Origin of the sequence: Bradyrhizobium nitroreducens, from assembly GCF_002776695.1 — a bacterium.
GTDB lineage: Bacteria > Pseudomonadota > Alphaproteobacteria > Rhizobiales > Xanthobacteraceae > Bradyrhizobium > Bradyrhizobium nitroreducens.
Window position 1 is genome coordinate 6,217,311 of sequence record NZ_LFJC01000003.1, and the last position, 16,674, is coordinate 6,233,984.

General features: G+C 65.3%; 13 protein-coding genes. 7 read left to right on the plus strand and 6 right to left on the minus strand.

Annotated features, from left to right (window positions below; translation table 11 throughout):
• Positions 1–16: 16 nt before the first annotated feature.
• A complete protein-coding gene (pyk, locus tag TSA1_RS29700) occupies positions 17–1,453 on the minus strand; it encodes a pyruvate kinase (RefSeq protein WP_100179424.1) in 1,437 nt (478 codons plus the stop codon).
• Positions 1,450–2,046: a DUF1036 domain-containing protein gene (locus TSA1_RS29705; RefSeq protein ID WP_100179425.1), complete on the minus strand. Its 597-nt coding sequence runs from the start codon at positions 2,044–2,046 to the stop codon at positions 1,450–1,452. Before TSA1_RS29705 ends, pyk begins: the two co-directional genes overlap by 4 nt.
• Before the next feature lie 194 nt (positions 2,047–2,240).
• Between TSA1_RS29705 and TSA1_RS29710 the strand changes: the two genes are divergently transcribed.
• The 3 genes from TSA1_RS29710 to TSA1_RS29720 all read left to right on the plus strand — a co-directional run bounded on the left by TSA1_RS29710 (position 2,241) and on the right by TSA1_RS29720 (position 3,606).
• On the plus strand, positions 2,241–2,552 hold the full coding sequence (locus TSA1_RS29710; RefSeq protein WP_100179426.1) for a DUF1244 domain-containing protein: 312 nt from the start codon (positions 2,241–2,243) through the stop codon (positions 2,550–2,552).
• 190 nt (positions 2,553–2,742) lie between these two features.
• Positions 2,743–3,015, plus strand: a complete 273-nt coding sequence (locus tag TSA1_RS29715) for a DUF2312 domain-containing protein (protein ID WP_100179427.1) — start codon at positions 2,743–2,745, stop codon at positions 3,013–3,015.
• A 150-nt stretch (positions 3,016–3,165) separates the two neighbouring features.
• Complete coding sequence (locus TSA1_RS29720; protein ID WP_100179428.1) at positions 3,166–3,606, plus strand: DUF1801 domain-containing protein; 441 nt, start codon at positions 3,166–3,168, stop codon at positions 3,604–3,606.
• A 23-nt stretch (positions 3,607–3,629) separates the two neighbouring features.
• On the opposite strand, the gene TSA1_RS29725 is transcribed toward TSA1_RS29720, so the two are convergent.
• From TSA1_RS29725 to TSA1_RS29735, 3 genes are all read right to left on the minus strand, one after another.
• Positions 3,630–5,240 (minus strand): peptidoglycan L,D-endopeptidase MepK, encoded by a 1,611-nt coding sequence (locus TSA1_RS29725; protein ID WP_100179429.1) that lies wholly within the window; start codon positions 5,238–5,240, stop codon positions 3,630–3,632.
• Between the two features lie 268 nt (positions 5,241–5,508).
• On the minus strand, positions 5,509–7,731 hold the full coding sequence (locus tag TSA1_RS29730) for a L,D-transpeptidase family protein (protein ID WP_100179430.1): 2,223 nt from the start codon (positions 7,729–7,731) through the stop codon (positions 5,509–5,511).
• 347 nt (positions 7,732–8,078) lie between these two features.
• Positions 8,079–9,575: a sigma-54-dependent transcriptional regulator gene (locus TSA1_RS29735; protein WP_100179431.1), complete on the minus strand. Its 1,497-nt coding sequence runs from the start codon at positions 9,573–9,575 to the stop codon at positions 8,079–8,081.
• Positions 9,576–9,702: 127 nt separating this feature from the next.
• Between TSA1_RS29735 and TSA1_RS29740 the strand changes: the two genes are divergently transcribed.
• Positions 9,703–11,622: a M3 family oligoendopeptidase gene (locus tag TSA1_RS29740; RefSeq protein WP_100179432.1), complete on the plus strand. Its 1,920-nt coding sequence runs from the start codon at positions 9,703–9,705 to the stop codon at positions 11,620–11,622.
• A gap of 18 nt (positions 11,623–11,640) precedes the next feature.
• Here the strand turns inward: TSA1_RS29740 and TSA1_RS29745 are convergent, their stop codons facing one another.
• The gene (locus TSA1_RS29745) at positions 11,641–12,423 is read right to left on the minus strand and encodes a sterol desaturase family protein (protein ID WP_100179433.1); all 783 of its coding nucleotides are present in this window, start codon (positions 12,421–12,423) and stop codon (positions 11,641–11,643) included.
• Positions 12,424–12,509: 86 nt separating this feature from the next.
• Here TSA1_RS29745 and TSA1_RS29750 point away from each other — a divergent pair, with 86 nt between their 5' ends.
• The 3 genes from TSA1_RS29750 (at position 12,510) to TSA1_RS29760 (ending at position 16,541) form a co-directional block, all read left to right on the plus strand.
• A complete protein-coding gene (locus tag TSA1_RS29750; RefSeq protein WP_100179434.1) occupies positions 12,510–13,208 on the plus strand; it encodes a TetR/AcrR family transcriptional regulator in 699 nt (232 codons plus the stop codon).
• Positions 13,209–13,278: 70 nt separating this feature from the next.
• Positions 13,279–16,248 (plus strand): patatin-like phospholipase domain-containing protein, encoded by a 2,970-nt coding sequence (locus TSA1_RS29755; protein ID WP_100179435.1) that lies wholly within the window; start codon positions 13,279–13,281, stop codon positions 16,246–16,248.
• A gap of 140 nt (positions 16,249–16,388) precedes the next feature.
• Complete coding sequence (locus TSA1_RS29760; protein WP_018317799.1) at positions 16,389–16,541, plus strand: aa3-type cytochrome c oxidase subunit IV; 153 nt, start codon at positions 16,389–16,391, stop codon at positions 16,539–16,541.
• Positions 16,542–16,674: the final 133 nt, after the last annotated feature.

The following is a 16,674-nucleotide window of genomic DNA, read 5'->3' on the forward strand; positions in this document are numbered from 1 at the left end:
GGCCGCGCCAGCGGGCCTACATGTCCGCGTCGCCCTCGGGGCCGACGGACGCGATGCGCACCATGTTGGTGGTGCCGGGAATGCCGAGCGGAACGCCGGCGACGATGAGCACGCGCTGGCCGGCGCGGACGAAGCCGTCGCGGAACGCGATCTGGCCCGCTCGGCTCACCATGTCGTCCTGGTCGCGGGCATCTTCAGCCACCACGCAATGCACGCCCCAGACGACGGCAAGCCGCCGTCCTGCGGTGATGTTGGGCGTGATCGCCACGATCGGCGGCTTCGGCCGCTCGCGCGCCACGCGCACGGCGGTCGAGCCCGATGAGGTCCAGCAGATCAAGGCGGGCAGGTCCAAGGTCTCGGCGATCTGCCGCGCGGCGTCCGCGATGGCATCGCCCGCGGTGGCTTCCGGCGCCGGACGCTGCGCGGTGAGCACGGAACGATAAATCGGGTCGCGCTCGACCTCCTCGCCGATGCGGTTCATGGTCGAGACCGCCTCGACCGGGAATTTGCCGGCCGCCGATTCCGCCGACAGCATGATGGCGTCGGCGCCCTCATAGACGGCGGTGGCGACGTCGGAGACTTCGGCGCGCGTCGGCACCGGCGACTGGATCATCGATTCCAGCATCTGCGTCGCGATCACCACCGGCTTGCCGGCGCGGCGCGCCATCCGCGTCATTTGCTTCTGCAGGCTCGGCACGCGCTCCAGCGGCAGCTCGACGCCGAGGTCGCCGCGCGCCACCATCAGCGCGTCGGAGGCCTCGATGATGTCGGCAAGGCGGTCGATCGCCTGCGGCTTCTCGATCTTGGCCATGACGGCGGCGCGGCCGCGGATCATCTTCTTGGCTTCGAGCACGTCGTCGGCGCGCTGCACGAAGGACAGCGCGATCCAGTCGACGCCGGTGACCAGCGCGGCCTCGAGGTCGGCGCGGTCCTTCGGCGTCATGGCGGAGACCGGCAGGTCGGTGTCGGGCAGGCTGACGCCCTTGCGGTCGCTCATCTTGCCGCCGACCACGACACGCGTCACCGCGTGCTCCTTCGAGGTCTCCTCGGCGATCAGGCGCACCTTGCCGTCGTCGAGCAGCAGCGCGTGGCCGGGCCGCAGCGCGGCCAGGATCTCCGGATGCGGAAGATGGACGCGCGTGGCATCGCCGGGCGCCTTGTCGGAATCAAGCGTGAAGGTCTGGCCGTTCTGGAGTTGGACCGAGCCCTCGGCGAAGGCGCCGAGCCGGAGCTTCGGGCCCTGGAGGTCGACCAGGATGCCGATCGGCCGGCCGTAGCTCGACTCGACATTGCGGATCGTCGCCACCAGCTCCCGCATCTTGTCATGCGAGGTGTGGCTCATGTTGATGCGAAACAGGTCGGCGCCGGCCTCGAACAGGCGGCGGATCATCGCGAGGTCTGAAGAGGCGGGTCCCAGGGTCGCGAGAATCTTGATACGGCGAAGACGCCTCATGGCTTACTTCCAGACGGGGGCGGGGCGGCGGCTGGCGGGAGGCCAGGCGCGGCGGGGGGCGTACCACCGGGCGGGCCATTGGGCAAACCCGGAACTCCGCCCGGACCAACCGGACCCGGCAGGCCAGGCACGCGCTGTTGCGCCGGCTGCTCGTTGGCGTCGGTCAGCTGCACCGTCCATGCCCGCTGCTCGCCGGTGTCGACCTCGAAATAGCCGGTCCGGTCGTAGCCGCGTGCGAGGCAGTCCTCGGTGCCGCGGATGGTGAACTCCTTGTCGCGCGAGCACATGAAGGCCTGCCCCGACCATTCCCCGCCGCGATCGTAGTCGATCGCGTAGATGTAATAGTATCGGGCGACCAGCGTTCCCCGCAGCAGGGTCTCGCAGGACCGCGAGGAGATGTTCCACCAGCCTTCGGTGGTCCAGCCCTCGGCGTCCTTGTAGCCGAGCGCAATGCCGACCCGGCTCGAAGTGTTGTTGCAGAGCCGGAAATCGGCAGAAGCCGGGCTGCTGAAGAGGCACAGCCAGGCGATCACCAGCACCGGGACCAACCGGGCGAGCAGGCGAAGCGGGGGGCGGGGAGATTCGGCAATCATTGTCGCGGTAGCTATACCAGATCATTGACGATTTGGCGTAGGCCCGGGAACCACCCCGGAGGGGGCAACGCCGGCTTGGGCCGGTTTGCGCCGGGATATGGCAAAATCTGTGACAGAGCCCACCTGATCCCGTAAGGGTGACCCCGACGGGTCAGGCCCAAGGAGACTCCAAGGGGATACCGAGGGATACAACCATGGCAATCGACGACAAGACCAGAACCGAGCTCGAGGCGGCCGCTTTTCGGCGTCTGGTCGAACATCTGAAGACCCGGACCGATGTCCAGAACATCGATCTGATGAACCTGGCGGGCTTCTGCCGCAACTGCCTGTCCAACTGGCTCAAGGAAGCCGCCGACGCGCAAGGCGCGGCCCTGAGCAAGGACGAGAGCCGGGAGGCGGTCTACGGCATGCCCTATGAGACCTGGAAAGTGAAGTACCAGGGCACGGCGACGCCCGAGCAGATCGAGACGATGAAGAAGGTTCATCCCCACGACCACGGGCATTGAGTTCGCGCCGGCCCTGAGTCGCATCACACAACAGCTTTCTTCGCCCCGCCTCAGGAAGGTGTGGGCGCGCTGTGGACGAGCAAGATGCTGCCTTGAACGCAGTCGGCGCCAACCCTAAGGGTTCTAGCCAGCACGCGCGGTGAGGATGCCGGCGTCACCTCGTTTTGCCAGTTCCATTTGGAGTACCAAGATGGCCACCACCGCCGCCGTCCGCGACGACGAGCCCGCGACGAAATTTGCCAAGGACCAGCTCAAATCCATCATCGAGCGCATCGAGCGGCTGGAGGAAGAGAAGAAGGCGATCTCCGACGACATTCGCGACGTCTACGCCGAGAGCAAGGGCAACGGCTATGACGTCAAGGCGCTGCGCACCATCGTGCGCCTGCGCAAGCAGGACCCCAACGAGCGCGCCGAGGCCGAGACGATTCTCGATACCTACATGCAGGCGCTGGGGATGATCTGAGGCGCCGCGCCTCAGGCATTGCCGCCGTAACCCGGATCAAGCGCAGCGAAGTCCGGGTTCTTGCTGCAGGGAAGCTTCCCCGGATTACGCTTCCGCTCCATCCGGGCTACAACCGGCGATGTTGCACTTGGTCTGTGAACGGAGACCGCCGTGACCGCGCCGCCGCTGCCGCGCGAGGTGAGCCGTGCCCTCGGTGCGCTACCCGCGCCGATCGGCAAGCGGCTGCTCCAGGTGCGTTCGCTGGTCTTCGCGACGGCTGCGGCACACGAGGAGGCCGGCCGGCTCACCGAGACCCTGAAATGGGGCGAGCCGGCCTATCTGACCGCCGAGACAGGCAGCGGTTCGACGATCCGGCTTGGACGTCTGAAGGATTCCAACCACGCCGCCATTCTCTTCAACTGCAAGACGACGTTGGTCGACGATTTTCGCGAGCGCTTTCCCGATCAGTTTGAATACCGGCAGACCCGGGCATTGCTGTTGCCGGTGACGGGCAAGCTGCCGAAGCTGGAGCTATCGATCTGCCTGTCGCTGGCGCTGACGTACCATCTCGACCGGCGGGGGAAGAAGCCGCGGTACGGGCTACGAGACTGAATACTGGGAGATAGCCGCGTCTATCAGCGCAGCGCGGCGGTGCGGACGACGAACGACGTTGTCTGGAGCTTTGCGGTCGCACTGCCCGAGAAACTGTCGCAGGACAGGCCTTGCATCGGGTCATCGGCAAAGCCCATCGCGACCACGCTGTGCGGCTTGACGAAATAGCCACGCAGCGCCGCGGTATCGAGCTCGCCCATCAGCGTGACCGACATCGCGCGGCTGGCGCTCGGCGACAGCATCACGATCTTGAGCCAGACGCTCTCGCCCTTCGCGGCGGAGAGGCGGGTCGCGGTCGCGACCATCCCGTCGATGCTCTTGCCGACCACCGTGTTGATCTCGGTCGCCTGGGCGACGTTGCGGGGGCGGGCGGACCGCGGGATCGGCGCCGAGGCGGCGACGACATTGGCCCGGTCGACCGGGGAGGCGGCCGGCGCGAAAGCCAGCGCCTGGAGCGCCGCGTTGGACACGCTGGCGGTTGGTTGCGGATCGGTGGCGGCGGCAAGGGCCTGGCGGGCCTTCAGCGCCGCGATTTGCGCCGGCGTCGCCTGCTGCGGTGTGGCGGGGACGTCATCCCAGAAGCCGCGGGCATTGATGATGTCGGCCGGGGTCTCCGGCTTGCTGCCGGCCGCGGGCTTGTCAGCCACCGGCGCGGGCTTCGGCTTGGGCGGCGCGACGAGCTGAGCATCGGCCGAGGCGAGCTGGATCGTATTGGCGATCTGCGGCTTGGCACGGGGCGTCGGTACCGGTTCGGCGGGCTTGGCTGCGGCTGCGACGACGGTCGGCGCCGCCGGCTTCGCGGCAGGCGCAGGCGCGCCCTCGTCATCCTCGTCGCTGCTGGCGGCCGGCGCGGCCGACTTGCCCTTGAACAGCGCGGCAAAGAAATTCGGCTTGCTGCCGGCATCGTCGCCGCTGCCGCGTCGCTCGATCTCGGCCTTGGCGACCTCATAGCCCTTCAGCGGCACGCCGTCGGTCGGCAGATGCACCGTCTTGCCGTCCGGGAAGACGCGGGCGAGCTGGTCATGCGTCATGCGCGGCCAATGCCGGATGCTGCCGGTGTCCAGGTGCACGAAGGGCGAGCCCGAGGTCGGATAGAAGCCGACGCCGCCGCGCTGCAGGCGCAGGCCGGCGAAGCGGATCTGCTCCAGCGCCACGCCCGGAATGTAGAAGTCCATCGCATGTCCCAGCATGTGCTGGCTGAAGCGCGCCACCCCGGAGGAGCGGCGGCGAAGCATGGCGTTGGTGGCGGGGGAGCGGTAGGAGGAGATGATCTGGATCGGCTGCTTGCCGTCGACGTCGCGATAGACTTCCCAGAGGATGTCGAAGAGGCGACGGTCCATGACCGTCTCGTCCTGGGTGCGCCAGTCGCGCAGGAAGTGGTTGAGCTGCTTCAGCGCCCCCTCGTCGTAGCGGCCATCGCGCTTGAAGGTGACGATGAGGTCTTCGCCGGAATGGGTGTGGTGGAAGGAAAGCGTCTTGGTCTCGTTCAGCGCGGCGGCGTTATGAACCGAGCCGGCGGCAGCCAGCAGCAATGCGGCAGCGAGGCCGATCCTGGATCCGACCTTCACTCCCGCATGGGACAACGACAGCACAGCGAATTGGCGTGCGAGACCAGTCAGCACGTATGAGCCCACCCAGTCGACCAGCGTTCAAAATGGACTCTCCCGCCAACCCCGTTAGCGCGCGAAAGAGGATGAACGCTTTCTTAAAGCGAGAAGGTTAATTCGAGGTTGACCTTCCCGCCCCCAAACCAAGTCAGAATACAATCCTAACCGGTTGACTGTGGCAAAAAAACGCCCGCTGCCCGGGCCCAGGTAGACAATGGTTAACGTTAAACGGCCCCATCCAGGGGACGGGGCCGTTGATTTTGTTTCAGAATTCGCAAAGCGGGCCGCTTGAGGCTTAACGGGTGAACACCCGCTGCTGTTGCGGCCGGCGGCCGACCGGGGCCGGCGGCGGGGTGGGCGCCCCGAACAGCCGTTCGAAGAAGTTCGGACCGGACGAGCCGAAGCCGCCGCCATTGTTGGCTACCGCAACGCCCGAGGGCAGGGTCGTTGCCGGGCGCGAATAGCTCGGCTGCGAGTGCGCAACGACGGCCTCGAGATCCTTGCCGCGGTTGTTCTTCAGGATGTTGATCATGGTCGCGTCGCGGCCATAGACGTCCTTGCGGAATTGCAGCTTGCCGGCGTCGTCCACGAAGGCGGTCTGATAGGTGATGTTGACCGGGATCGGAGTCGGGAATTTCAGGTCGATCTCGCTCTTGCCGTACATGCTGCGCACGCGCTCAGGCGTGTACTTATCGTTCGGCATGGCGATGTTGAGCAGCACGGACGCATATTGATCCGGATTTTGCACGCGCATGCAGCCATGGCTGAAGGCGCGATCTTCCCTGGCGAACAGGTTCTTGTCCGGCGTGTCGTGCTGATAGACCAGGAACTTGTTCGGGAAGTTGAAGCGGATGCGGCCGAGCGCGTTGGCCTCGCCGGGCGGCTGCGAGATGTGCACCGAGCCGTCACGGTTCTGTTCGAGCTTGAGGCCCATGCGCTGGAGCACGGTCGGATCCTGCTGCAGCGCCGGCAGGTATTCGTTGTAGACGATCGACGGCGGCACGTTCCAGGTCGGGTTGACCGTGATGTACTTCATCGTCTCGGTCAGCAGCGGGGTCGCATGCGTGCCCGGCTTGCCGGTGACGACGCGGGTGGTCCAGACCTGCTGGCCGCGCTGCATCACCTTCAGCGTGTAGTCGGGAATGTTGAGGATGACATAGGCATCGCCCAGCGCGGGCGCACCGAGGTCGCGCGGCAGCCAGCGCCAGCGCTCCATGTTGACCAGCACCACGTCGATCTGCTTGTCGCGCTTCGGGGTGTTGAGCGCCTTGACCGTCTTGTCGTCGAGGATGCCGGTCGCCTTCATCTCGGCGCCGCTCTGGAATTTTCGCACGGCGTCGGCGACCGCTGCGTCATAGCGGGTGTCGCTGGCGTTCTCGGCAAGGCCGAGCTTGGCGCGGAGCTGCGGCACGCGCGGATCTTCCACCACGATCTCAGCCTGCTTCTTGGTCGCCGGGGTGTATTTGAGCGACGGGCCGTCGGCGATCTCGATCACCGGGCCGTTGCCCTGACCGCGCAGCTCCGCGAGCTTGGCCTTCAGCTCCTTGTAGAGCTTGTGCGGCGGATTGTAGCTGTCGAGCGCAGCGGAGGCGTCGGTCGCGGTGGTGATCTTGGCGAGCACTTCGTTCGGGTCGACCGGATGCTCCGGATAGAGGATGTCTCCAGAGACCTGCGACCAATGCATGCGGCCGCTCTGGGCCTGGCGCGCATAGTCGAACATGCTGGCGGTGAGCTTCAGCTCGGCATCGGCGAGCGCATCGGGTGTGGTGGCGCTGGCGAAATCCGGCACCGCATAGTCGGCGGGGTTGAGGCCGTCGGAAGCCGCGTCCTTCAGCCGGGCGATGACGCCCTTGGCCGCGGCGGTCAGGCTGCCGCCCTGGGTCCAGACCGGCGCGAAGTCGCGTGCGCCGTAAAATTTCTCGATCGCCGCGCGCTCGTTCTTGCGGTCGAAATAGCGCGACGTCTTGGCGCCGATCATGTCCTTGAGCTTGTCGGCGACCGGCTGGTCCGCGGCGGGAACGTTGCTCGCGGCCTTCACCGGCTCGGCGGCCGGAGCCGCAGCGGGGGCCGCAGGCGCGGCGGGCGTCGCCGTCGCTGTATCGGCCTTGGCGGGCTCGGTCTTGGCAGGTTCGGTCTTGGCAGGCTCGGTCTTGGCAGGCTCGGTCTTGGCCGTTTCGCTCTTCGGCGTCTCGGTGGCAGGCGTGGTGGCGACGTCGGAAGGCTTGGTCTCGACCTTGTTCGGGGCCGGTGCGGCGTCAGCCTTGACGGGCTCCTGCGCCGACACCTTGGCGGAGTCCTGCACCGTTGCGGTAGTGTCGAGCTTGATATCGGCTGCGGTCGGGGGCGGGACGTTGGCCGGCTCGGGACGCGGGATCGCGGCTTCGATCGCGAGCTCGGCGGCGCTGCTGCGCGCCTGATCCTGCGCCAGGGCTGAGCTGGCCGACACCGTGAGGAAGGTTGCCGCGACCGTCATCAAGACACGGTCGAAGCCTGCACGGTGGTTCAAACAGTTCCGCATTGTGTCGCACCCCTCGGGTGAACTGTCCCTCATGGAACAGCTTCGTTATCGCCTAATGAGCTTCGGCTAAATCGCGCCGGCCTCTCGAAAGTTGCACGCCTGCACGCAACGATTCTGACGCAGACGATATACAGGCCCCGATTTTGCAGCCAGCGCTAACCGGGACAACTCACGCCAAACTGACTTCAAGGAGGCCTCTTGGCAACGGATTGTGCGCTTGCCCCGCGCGCTTTTCCCTGTGTCTGTCACTTCCAAGTCACGGTTCAAGGCGCGGTCGAATTCTGTCGTCATGCGAACGGCTTACAGCCGGTCTGGCCTCGTCTCGCGAACCTCCGTTCGCATGAGGCTCAGTGCGTCTCCTCGCCGCTTTTCCCGCCATGCCCGGGAACCCCGGCTTCGTCGAGTTTGCGGTAGAGGGTGGACCGGCCGATTTTGAGGCGGCGGGCCACCTCGGACATTTGGCCGCGATAGTGCGAGATCGCGAAGCGGATGATCTCGTTCTCCATGTCGTCGAGAGGACGGACATCGCCGGTCGGGGTCAGCATGGCCAGAGTTCCCGCGGCGGGGAGTGGAGCGATCGGTATTTCGTTACCCGATACCACCGACGGGGTCGCCGCCGGCTCGAGCATCAGCGGCGCGGTCGGAATTTCGTTGACGGGTTGTGGCTGCGAGGCGAGCAGGGGGAAATCATTGAGGCCGAGCTGGTCGCCGTCGCTCATCACCACCGCACGGTAGACCGCGTTCTCGAGCTGGCGGATGTTGCCGGGCCAGTCGAGCTGGGCGAGATGAGCCATGGCCTCGCCACTGATGCCGGTGATCTGGCGGTTCTCCTCGGCGGCAAAGCGCGCCAGGAAATGCCGGAGCAGATGCGGGATGTCCTCGCGCCGGGCCCGGAGCGAGGGGATCGTCAGCGGCAGGACGTGCAGGCGATAGAACAGGTCTTCCCGGAAGTGCCCCTGCTTCACGCGCTCCAGCAGCTTGCGGTTGGTTGCCGAGACGATGCGGACGTCGACCTTGACGGGCTTGCGGCCGCCGACGGCCTCCACTGCGCCTTCCTGGAGCGCGCGCAGCAGCTTGACCTGCGCGGTCAGCGGCAGCTCGCTGACCTCGTCCAGAAACAGCGTGCCGCCATGGGCCTCGACGAACTTGCCCATGTGCCGCTCGGTGGCGCCGGTGAAGGCACCCTTTTCATGGCCGAACAGAATGGACTCGACGAGGTTGTCGGGGATCGCGCCGCAATTGACCGCGACGAAGGGCTTTGTCTTGCGCTCGCCGCTGCCATGGATGGCGCGCGCGAACATCTCTTTGCCGACGCCTGAATCGCCTTCGATCAGCACGGGAATGGCGGAGTTCGCGGCCTTCTGCGCGGCGCGCATGACCGGCGCCATGGCCTCGGCGCGGGTGATGATGTCGGAGAAGGTCAGCCGCCCCTCGCGGCTGTGCCGGATGCGCTGCAATTCGCCCTTGAGCGCGGAGGCGTTGAGAGCATTGCGAAGCGAGACCTGGAGCCGCTCCACACCGACCGGCTTGACCACGAAATCGGCCGCGCCTGCGCGCATCGCCGAGATCACATTGTCGATGCCGCCATGGGCGGTCTGCACGATGACGGGCACGCTGAGGCCCGCTTCGCGGATTTTTGCCAGCACGCCCATACCGTCGAGGCCGGGCATCACGAGATCGAGGATCACGGCGTCGATGGCCGGCGCGTCCGGGGCCGTGAGCGCGGCGATCGCGGCGTCGCCGGAGTCCACGACGACCGTCTCATAGCCGCATTTCTGCACCATGTTCTCGACCAGCCGGCGGGCTACGGCGTCGTCGTCGGCGATCAAAATACTGGCAGCCATGGTGCTCCCCGCACGCTACTACTATCTGTCTCGAATCGGGTCACTCTGGCCGAAGCCGATTAACGCACTCTTAAACCTTGATGCCCCCGCCCGCCGTCGCGATTGTTGAACACAGGTTTCCCACACAATGACTTCGCGCTCCAAGAACGCTCTCCGCAAGCCTGCCGCCAAAACATCTGCCGTCAAGAAATCCGCCGCCAAGAAATCTGCAGCCAAATCCGTACCCAAGGCAAAGTCCTCCAAAACGTCACTCGCGAAGCCCGCGAGCAAGACCGGCAAGCTTCCCGAGTGGAACCTCGCCGATCTCTATTCCGGGATCGATGCGCCGGAAGTGGCACGCGATCTCGAAAGGATGGATGCCGACTGCGTCGCCTTCGAGACCGACTACAAGGGCAAGCTCGCGACAGGGACAGCAAACGAAGATGGCGGAAAATTGCTCGCGGAAGCCGTGCGACGCTATGAGGCGATCGACGATCTCGCCGGCCGCCTCGGCTCCTATGCCGGCCTCGTCCATGCCGGTGACAGCGTGGACCCTGCGATTTCAAAGTTTTACGGCGATGTCTCCGAGCGGTTGACGGCAGCGTCCACGCATCTTCTGTTCTTTGCGCTCGAGCTCAATCGCGTCGATGACGATATTTTGAACCGCGCGATGCAAGCCCCCGAGCTCGCGCACTACCGCCCGTGGATCGAGGACCTGCGCAAGGAGAAGCCGTATCAGCTCGACGACAAGCTCGAGCAGCTGTTCCTGGAAAAGGCGCAGACCGGCTATTCCGCCTTCAACCGGCTGTTCGACCAGACCATCTCCGGATTGCGTTTCAAGGTCGGATCCAAGGAGCTCGCGATCGAGCCGACGCTCAATCTGTTGCAGGACCGCGACGGCTCAAAGCGCAAGAGCGCGGCGGAAGCGCTGGCAAAAACCTTCAAGGCCAATGAGCGTACCTTTGCGCTGATCACCAACACGCTTGCCAAGGACAAGGACATCTCCGACCGCTGGCGCGGCTTCAAGGACGTCGCGGATTCCCGGCATCTCAACAACCGCGTCGAGCGCGAGGTGGTGGATGCGCTGGTCGCCTCGGTCCGCGCGGCCTATCCAAAGCTGTCGCATCGCTATTACGCGCTGAAGGCGAAGTGGTTCGGCAAGAAGCGGCTCGCTTATTGGGATCGCAACGCGCCGCTGCCTTTTGCGGCGACCGATACCATCGGCTGGCCGGACGCGCGCAGCATGGTGCTGACGGCCTATCGTGGCTTCTCGCCCAAAATGGCTGATATCGCCGAGCGCTTCTTCACCGATCGCTGGATCGACGCGCCGGTGCGGCCGGGCAAGGCGCCGGGTGCGTTCTCGCATCCGACGACGCCGTCCGCGCACCCTTACGTGCTCATGAACTACCAGGGCAAGCCGCGCGACGTGATGACGCTCGCCCACGAGCTCGGCCATGGCGTGCATCAGGTGCTGGCAGCGAGGAACGGCGCGCTGATGGCGCCGACGCCGCTGACGCTGGCGGAGACCGCAAGCGTGTTCGGCGAGATGCTGACCTTCCGGCGGCTGTTGGCGCAGACCAAGAGCGCCAAGCAGCGCCAGGCGCTGCTGGCCGGCAAGGTCGAGGACATGATCAACACCGTGGTGCGGCAGATCGCGTTCTACTCCTTCGAGCGCGCGGTCCACACCGAGCGCAAGAACGGCGAGCTCACCGCGACACGGCTCGGCGAGATCTGGCTTTCGGTGCAGGGCGAAAGCCTCGGTCCGGCGATCGAAATCAAGGCGGGCTACGAGAACTACTGGATGTATATCCCGCACTTCATCCATTCGCCGTTCTACGTCTATGCCTATGCCTTCGGCGATTGCCTCGTGAACTCGCTCTATGCCGTGTACGAGAACGCGGCCGAGGGCTTTGCCGAACGCTATCTCGACATGCTCGCCGCCGGCGGCACCAAGCATTATTCCGAGCTGCTGCGGCCGTTCGGGCTCGATGCCAAGGACCCAAAGTTCTGGGATGGAGGTCTTGCGGTCATCGCCGGCATGATCGACGAGCTCGAGGCGATGGGCTGAGCGCGCCGACCATTCGCGTCAGCTGCTTGCGTTGGGGCCGCGGCCGAGGTTGTTCTGCCCGGCCGCGGGTTCGTTCACGTCGACGAAGCCCAGCATCGCACCAAGCCGGTTGGTTGCCGGCGCGTCGAAGCCGACCGCGCCCGCGAAACTCGCCGGATTGCGAAAGGTGCCGAACAAGAGATCCCAGATCGGCAAGTCGCCGTAATTGAAGGCATGCACGTCGCGCTGATGATGGACGCAATGCGCTTCCGGCCGTTGGATGATGAAGCCGAGCCATTGCGGCGTCCGCACGTTCATGTGCTGGAAGTAGCCGTAGAAGGCGGCAATGTAGCCGGTCGCAGCCGCTGCGATCGGATCGAGCCCGAGGACCAGCGTCGTCACCACCGACGCGATCGCAAAGAATGCGATCGTCTCCAGCGGATGGAACAGCGCCGCGCCGGACATGTCCATGCGTTGCGGGCTGTGATGGATCTGGTGGAACAGCCGCCACATCACGGGAAACGTATGCGCGCTACGGTGCCAGCCGTAATTGACGAGTGACAGCACAAAATAGCCGAGCACTGCACCGCCGACGACGCCGAGGCCGGTGAGGTCCATCAGCCTGTGCCGGTCCAGCCAGGCCTCCGGGATCAGCAACGGGGTCAGGGTGGCCAGCAGGCCCTGCACCGTCAGGAAGCAGAAACCCCTGAGCCGCCAGTAGGGAATGTCCGGAAACTGTCGCGCCGGGATCAGGCGCTCGATGGCGAGCATCGCGATATAGGTCGCCGGCACCAGCAGGCCAAACAGATCAATCGCGGTCATCGCTTTCGCTCCAACCTTACGGTGTAAGTTAGTTCCACGATACCGCCTTGCGGTGTAAGGTTGCAAGTGTTTTCGATTCGGATGTCATGAGCAGAAAAGCCAAAGCGGGCCGGAAAACCTCGCCCGCCCCGCGGAAGCGTCGGGTTCCAGGTGAAGGGGGAAGGGGGCTGTCGCGCGAGCGGATTGCGGCCGCCGCGATGACGCTGGTCGACCGCGAGGGGCTGGCCAAGTTCTCGACGCGCCGGCTCGGCGAGGAGCTCGGCTGCGAGGCGATGAGCATCTATCATCACTTTCCCAGCAAGGCGCATCTGATGGATGCGCTCATCGACATGATGCTCGCGGACGCGCGCGTGGTGATGGAGCCGCAATGGGACTGGCGCGAGCGCCTGCGCCGGGCCGCTCACGGCTTCCGAGCCATGGCGCTCAGGCACCCGGCGTTCTTTCCGTTCTTCGCGGTGCATCGGCTCAACACGCCCGCCGGCGTCGCCTATATCGACGGCATCATCGGCATCCTGCGCGAGGCCGGCTTTTCCGATCGCGAGGCGGCGATCTATTTTCGTGAACTCGGCTATTACCTCACGGGCGCGGCGCTGGATGAGACGGCGGGCTACGCACGCGGTCCTTCATCCGCGGAACCGGTTCCGGGCGAGACCATCGCCGCGCAATTCAAGCATCTCGCAGCGGCTGCGCCCTATTTCCAGCCGGCGCATTTCCGCGCGACATTCGAGACCGGCCTCGAGATCCTGCTCGCCGGTATTGAACGTTCGGGCTCGCGGCGAGACTAACCTCGTAGATACTTTGTTATGTTTTTCAACTCTTGATTGTTGATCGTGATTTGCCGCTGGGGAGGCGCACATGCCCGATCAGGGACAGGTCCCGCGACCTGAAGCAGCGCGGAACGCCGCAGCCTTCGAGGAAGAAACGCCCTGGTGCGAGAAGCATCAGCAGATCGTTCGCGACGAGATCGAGGCGATCAACACGCGCCGCGGGAAGACGCGGCAGATCGATCCAGGCGGTGTCGAAGCCTGCCAGATGCTCGACGTCGTCGGGCTCGCTCTGTCGGGCGGCGGCATCCGCTCCTCGGCCATGTGTCTCGGCGTGCTCCAGGCGTTGAACCACCACGATCTGATCGGGCGGATCGACTATCTCTCCACCGTGTCGGGCGGCGGTTATATCGGCACCTCGCTCAGCACGACCATGACGGTGACGGGGCGTTTCGTGTTCGGCCAGCGGCCGGCTGGCGGCACGGCGACCGCCAGTGAGATCAGCGATACGCCGTCGGTCGGCCATATCAGGAATTACTCCAACTATCTGATCCCGGCCGGCTTCCGCGACCTCCTGACCGGGATCGCGATCGTGGCGCGCGGCCTGATCGCCAATATCGGGCTGACATTACCCGTCGTGCTGCTGCTCGCCGCCGTCACGATCTGGTCGACGCCGCTGCGAAGTTGCCTGACGGTTGCGAATTTCTTCGGTGTCGATCTCGCCGACGGCGCTCTGCCGCAGTGTGAGCTGCACCATTTCGGCTGGATCGCGGACCGCTTCGGCTTCGCGGCGATCGGCACGATCGTCGCGCTGGTGCTGCTCGCCTGCGGTGGAATTGCCTATCTGCTCGCGCGCGCCGAGCGCGGCATCGGCCCGACCGTCTTCCTCACCTATGCCGCGAGCATCGCGTTCCTGCTCGGCATCGCCTGCGACTTCGCGCGCGTCCTGCAAATCAAGCATTTCGCGCTGACGCTTGCGACCGCGATCATCGGCGTCGGCTTGTTCTTCGTCTGGGCGCTCAAGCAATCACTTGCGAGCCCCGAAAAGCGTCAGGAGTTTCGTTCGCATTGGCCGACCGCCGGCGCGACCTTCCTGGTGCTGCTTGCCGTGATCGCGTTCTTCGAGTTCCAGCCGTTCATGCTCTCGCAGATGTTCGATGTCGTCGACGGCGATGCGATCGGCAGCCCGGTCGGTGGCGTCGCGGTCACCTGGATCAAGTCCCTCGCTGCAATCGCCGCGCCGATCGGCGTGTTCGTCATGGCCTTCAGGCAGCAATTCGCCGAATTCCTCAAGGGCAACAGCGTATCCTCGCAATGGGGCTCGCTGGTGCTCGCGATCGCCGCCAAGGTCGTGCTGTGGATCGCGGGCCTCGCGCTGCCGCTGATCATCTGGGTCGCCTATCTCTATTTGTCCTATTGGGGCATCGCCAATGACCCGATCGAGAAATGCCAGGCGCCTCTCGCCAACATCGGGCAGAGGAGCTGCCTTGCCGCCAACAAATCGACCGTGCCCGCATCGGGCAATCTGGCCGGCAAGATCGCATTCGACGCGGGTGCGGGCACGTTCTCTGCCGAGATCAGGCCACAGCCCGCCGCACCGGCGGCGACGATGGAATGGCTGACGCCGGTATCTCACGTGCCGGCCTGGCTCAGATTTGCCGCGCTCAATGTCGCAAGACAATTCCATTGGACGGATGGAGGCTCGGGGTATTCGCACAGCCTGCCCGTGGTGATCCTGTATGCGCTCGTCGGCCTGCTGCTGTTTGCGATCTCCTGGTCCTTGACGCCCAACGCGAATTCGCTGCACCGGCTGTACCGGGATCGGCTGAGCAAGGCCTTTCTGTTCGACCCAGACCGATCGGCGGACGGCAATATCGCGCGTACCGAGGCGAGCCTCGACCAGGGGCGTGATTTCAAGCCGCTCGACCGCATGAAGTTGAGTGAGCTCTACGCGGTTGCTAATGACGGCGCCGTGCCGGGCGATCAACCGGCCGCGCCGAAACTGGGGGCGCCCTATCACCTCATCAACACCGCGCTGAACATCCAGGGCTCGGACTTCGCCAACCGGCGCGGTCGCAATGCCGACTTCTTCGTCTTCTCGCCGCTCCATGTCGGCAGCGAGGCGACGCGCTACGCCAGGACCCCGGCCGTCGAGCGCCTCGAGCAAAGCCTCGACCTCGCCACCGCCATGGCGATCTCGGGGGCGGCGGCGTCGTCGAACATGGGCTCGAACTCGATCAAGGCGCTGACGCCGACGCTCGCCCTGCTCAACGTGCGGCTGGGCTACTGGCTGAGCAATCCGCGCTATGTCGGGGCGACGGCCCGGCCGCAGCGCCGCTCCACGCCGCTGTTCCTGTGGTCGGAAATCTCGGGCCGTCTCTACGAGAACAGCGACGGTGTCTATCTCACCGACGGAGGTCACATCGAAAATCTCGGCGTCTACGAGCTGCTGCGCCGGCGCTGCAGGGTGATCATCGCGGTCGATGCCGAAGCCGACGCACCGATGAATTTCGCCTCGCTGATGAAGCTCCAGCGTTATGCTCGCATCGATCTCGGCGTCCGCATCGATTTGCCCTGGACGCCGATTCGCGACCGCACGCGCGCCATCATGGCCGAGAATGCCGACAGCAAGTCCGCGCAGACCGCCGCCGCCTCGGACGAGGCGGCAAAGGACCACGTTCACGTGGCGATCGGCGTCATCGACTACGGCGGCAATGACAAGGGCTATCTCGTCTATATCAAGTCCTCGCTCTCCAGCGACGAGAACGACTACATCCGCGACTATGCGCGGCGGAATGACACGTTTCCCCATGAGACCACCGGGGATCAGTTCTTCTCGGAGGAGCAGTTCGAGGTCTATCGCGCGCTTGGGTTTCACATGACCCATGGCTTCCTGGCCGGCGAGCACTCCGTGGCGGTCGGTCCCGGCACGGCCCCGCGGATGGCGCGGTTCACCGGGGCCGGGGAGAAGGCTGTCGACGAGGTGCGCGCGGCGCTCGGCCTCCAACCGCTCCAGCGACAGACAGCGAGCCTTGCCGACACGATGATCGATCGGGGCTGAGCAGTGCGAGAGCCCGATTCGTGACAATTGGAATTCCAAATGGCCTGATTTGCAGGAAAACCGCGCCCGCCTGCCGTTGCCCTGCCCGAAAGTTTGCGGTATCCCAGCCTAAGAATTGAACTTTCGACTGGGGACATTCCATGGCTGATCATAGCGAAGTGGCGTACAGCACCGCCGACGGCAACGACTACGTTGCCCACGAGCAGACCTACGAGGGCTTCATCAAGCTGGTGAAGTACGGCACGGCCTCGGTCGCGCTCATCGTGATCCTGATGGCGATCTTCCTGACCTGATCTGTCGGCAGCTGCACACGCCAGCGGCGGCAGCTGCCCAGAATATTTGCATCCAAGCCGGTGCCAAAACCGGTATCGAACGCCGCGGGAGTAACGCTCAAGTTTGCGCGCGCGCTGTCCCGCGCCGCCGGAG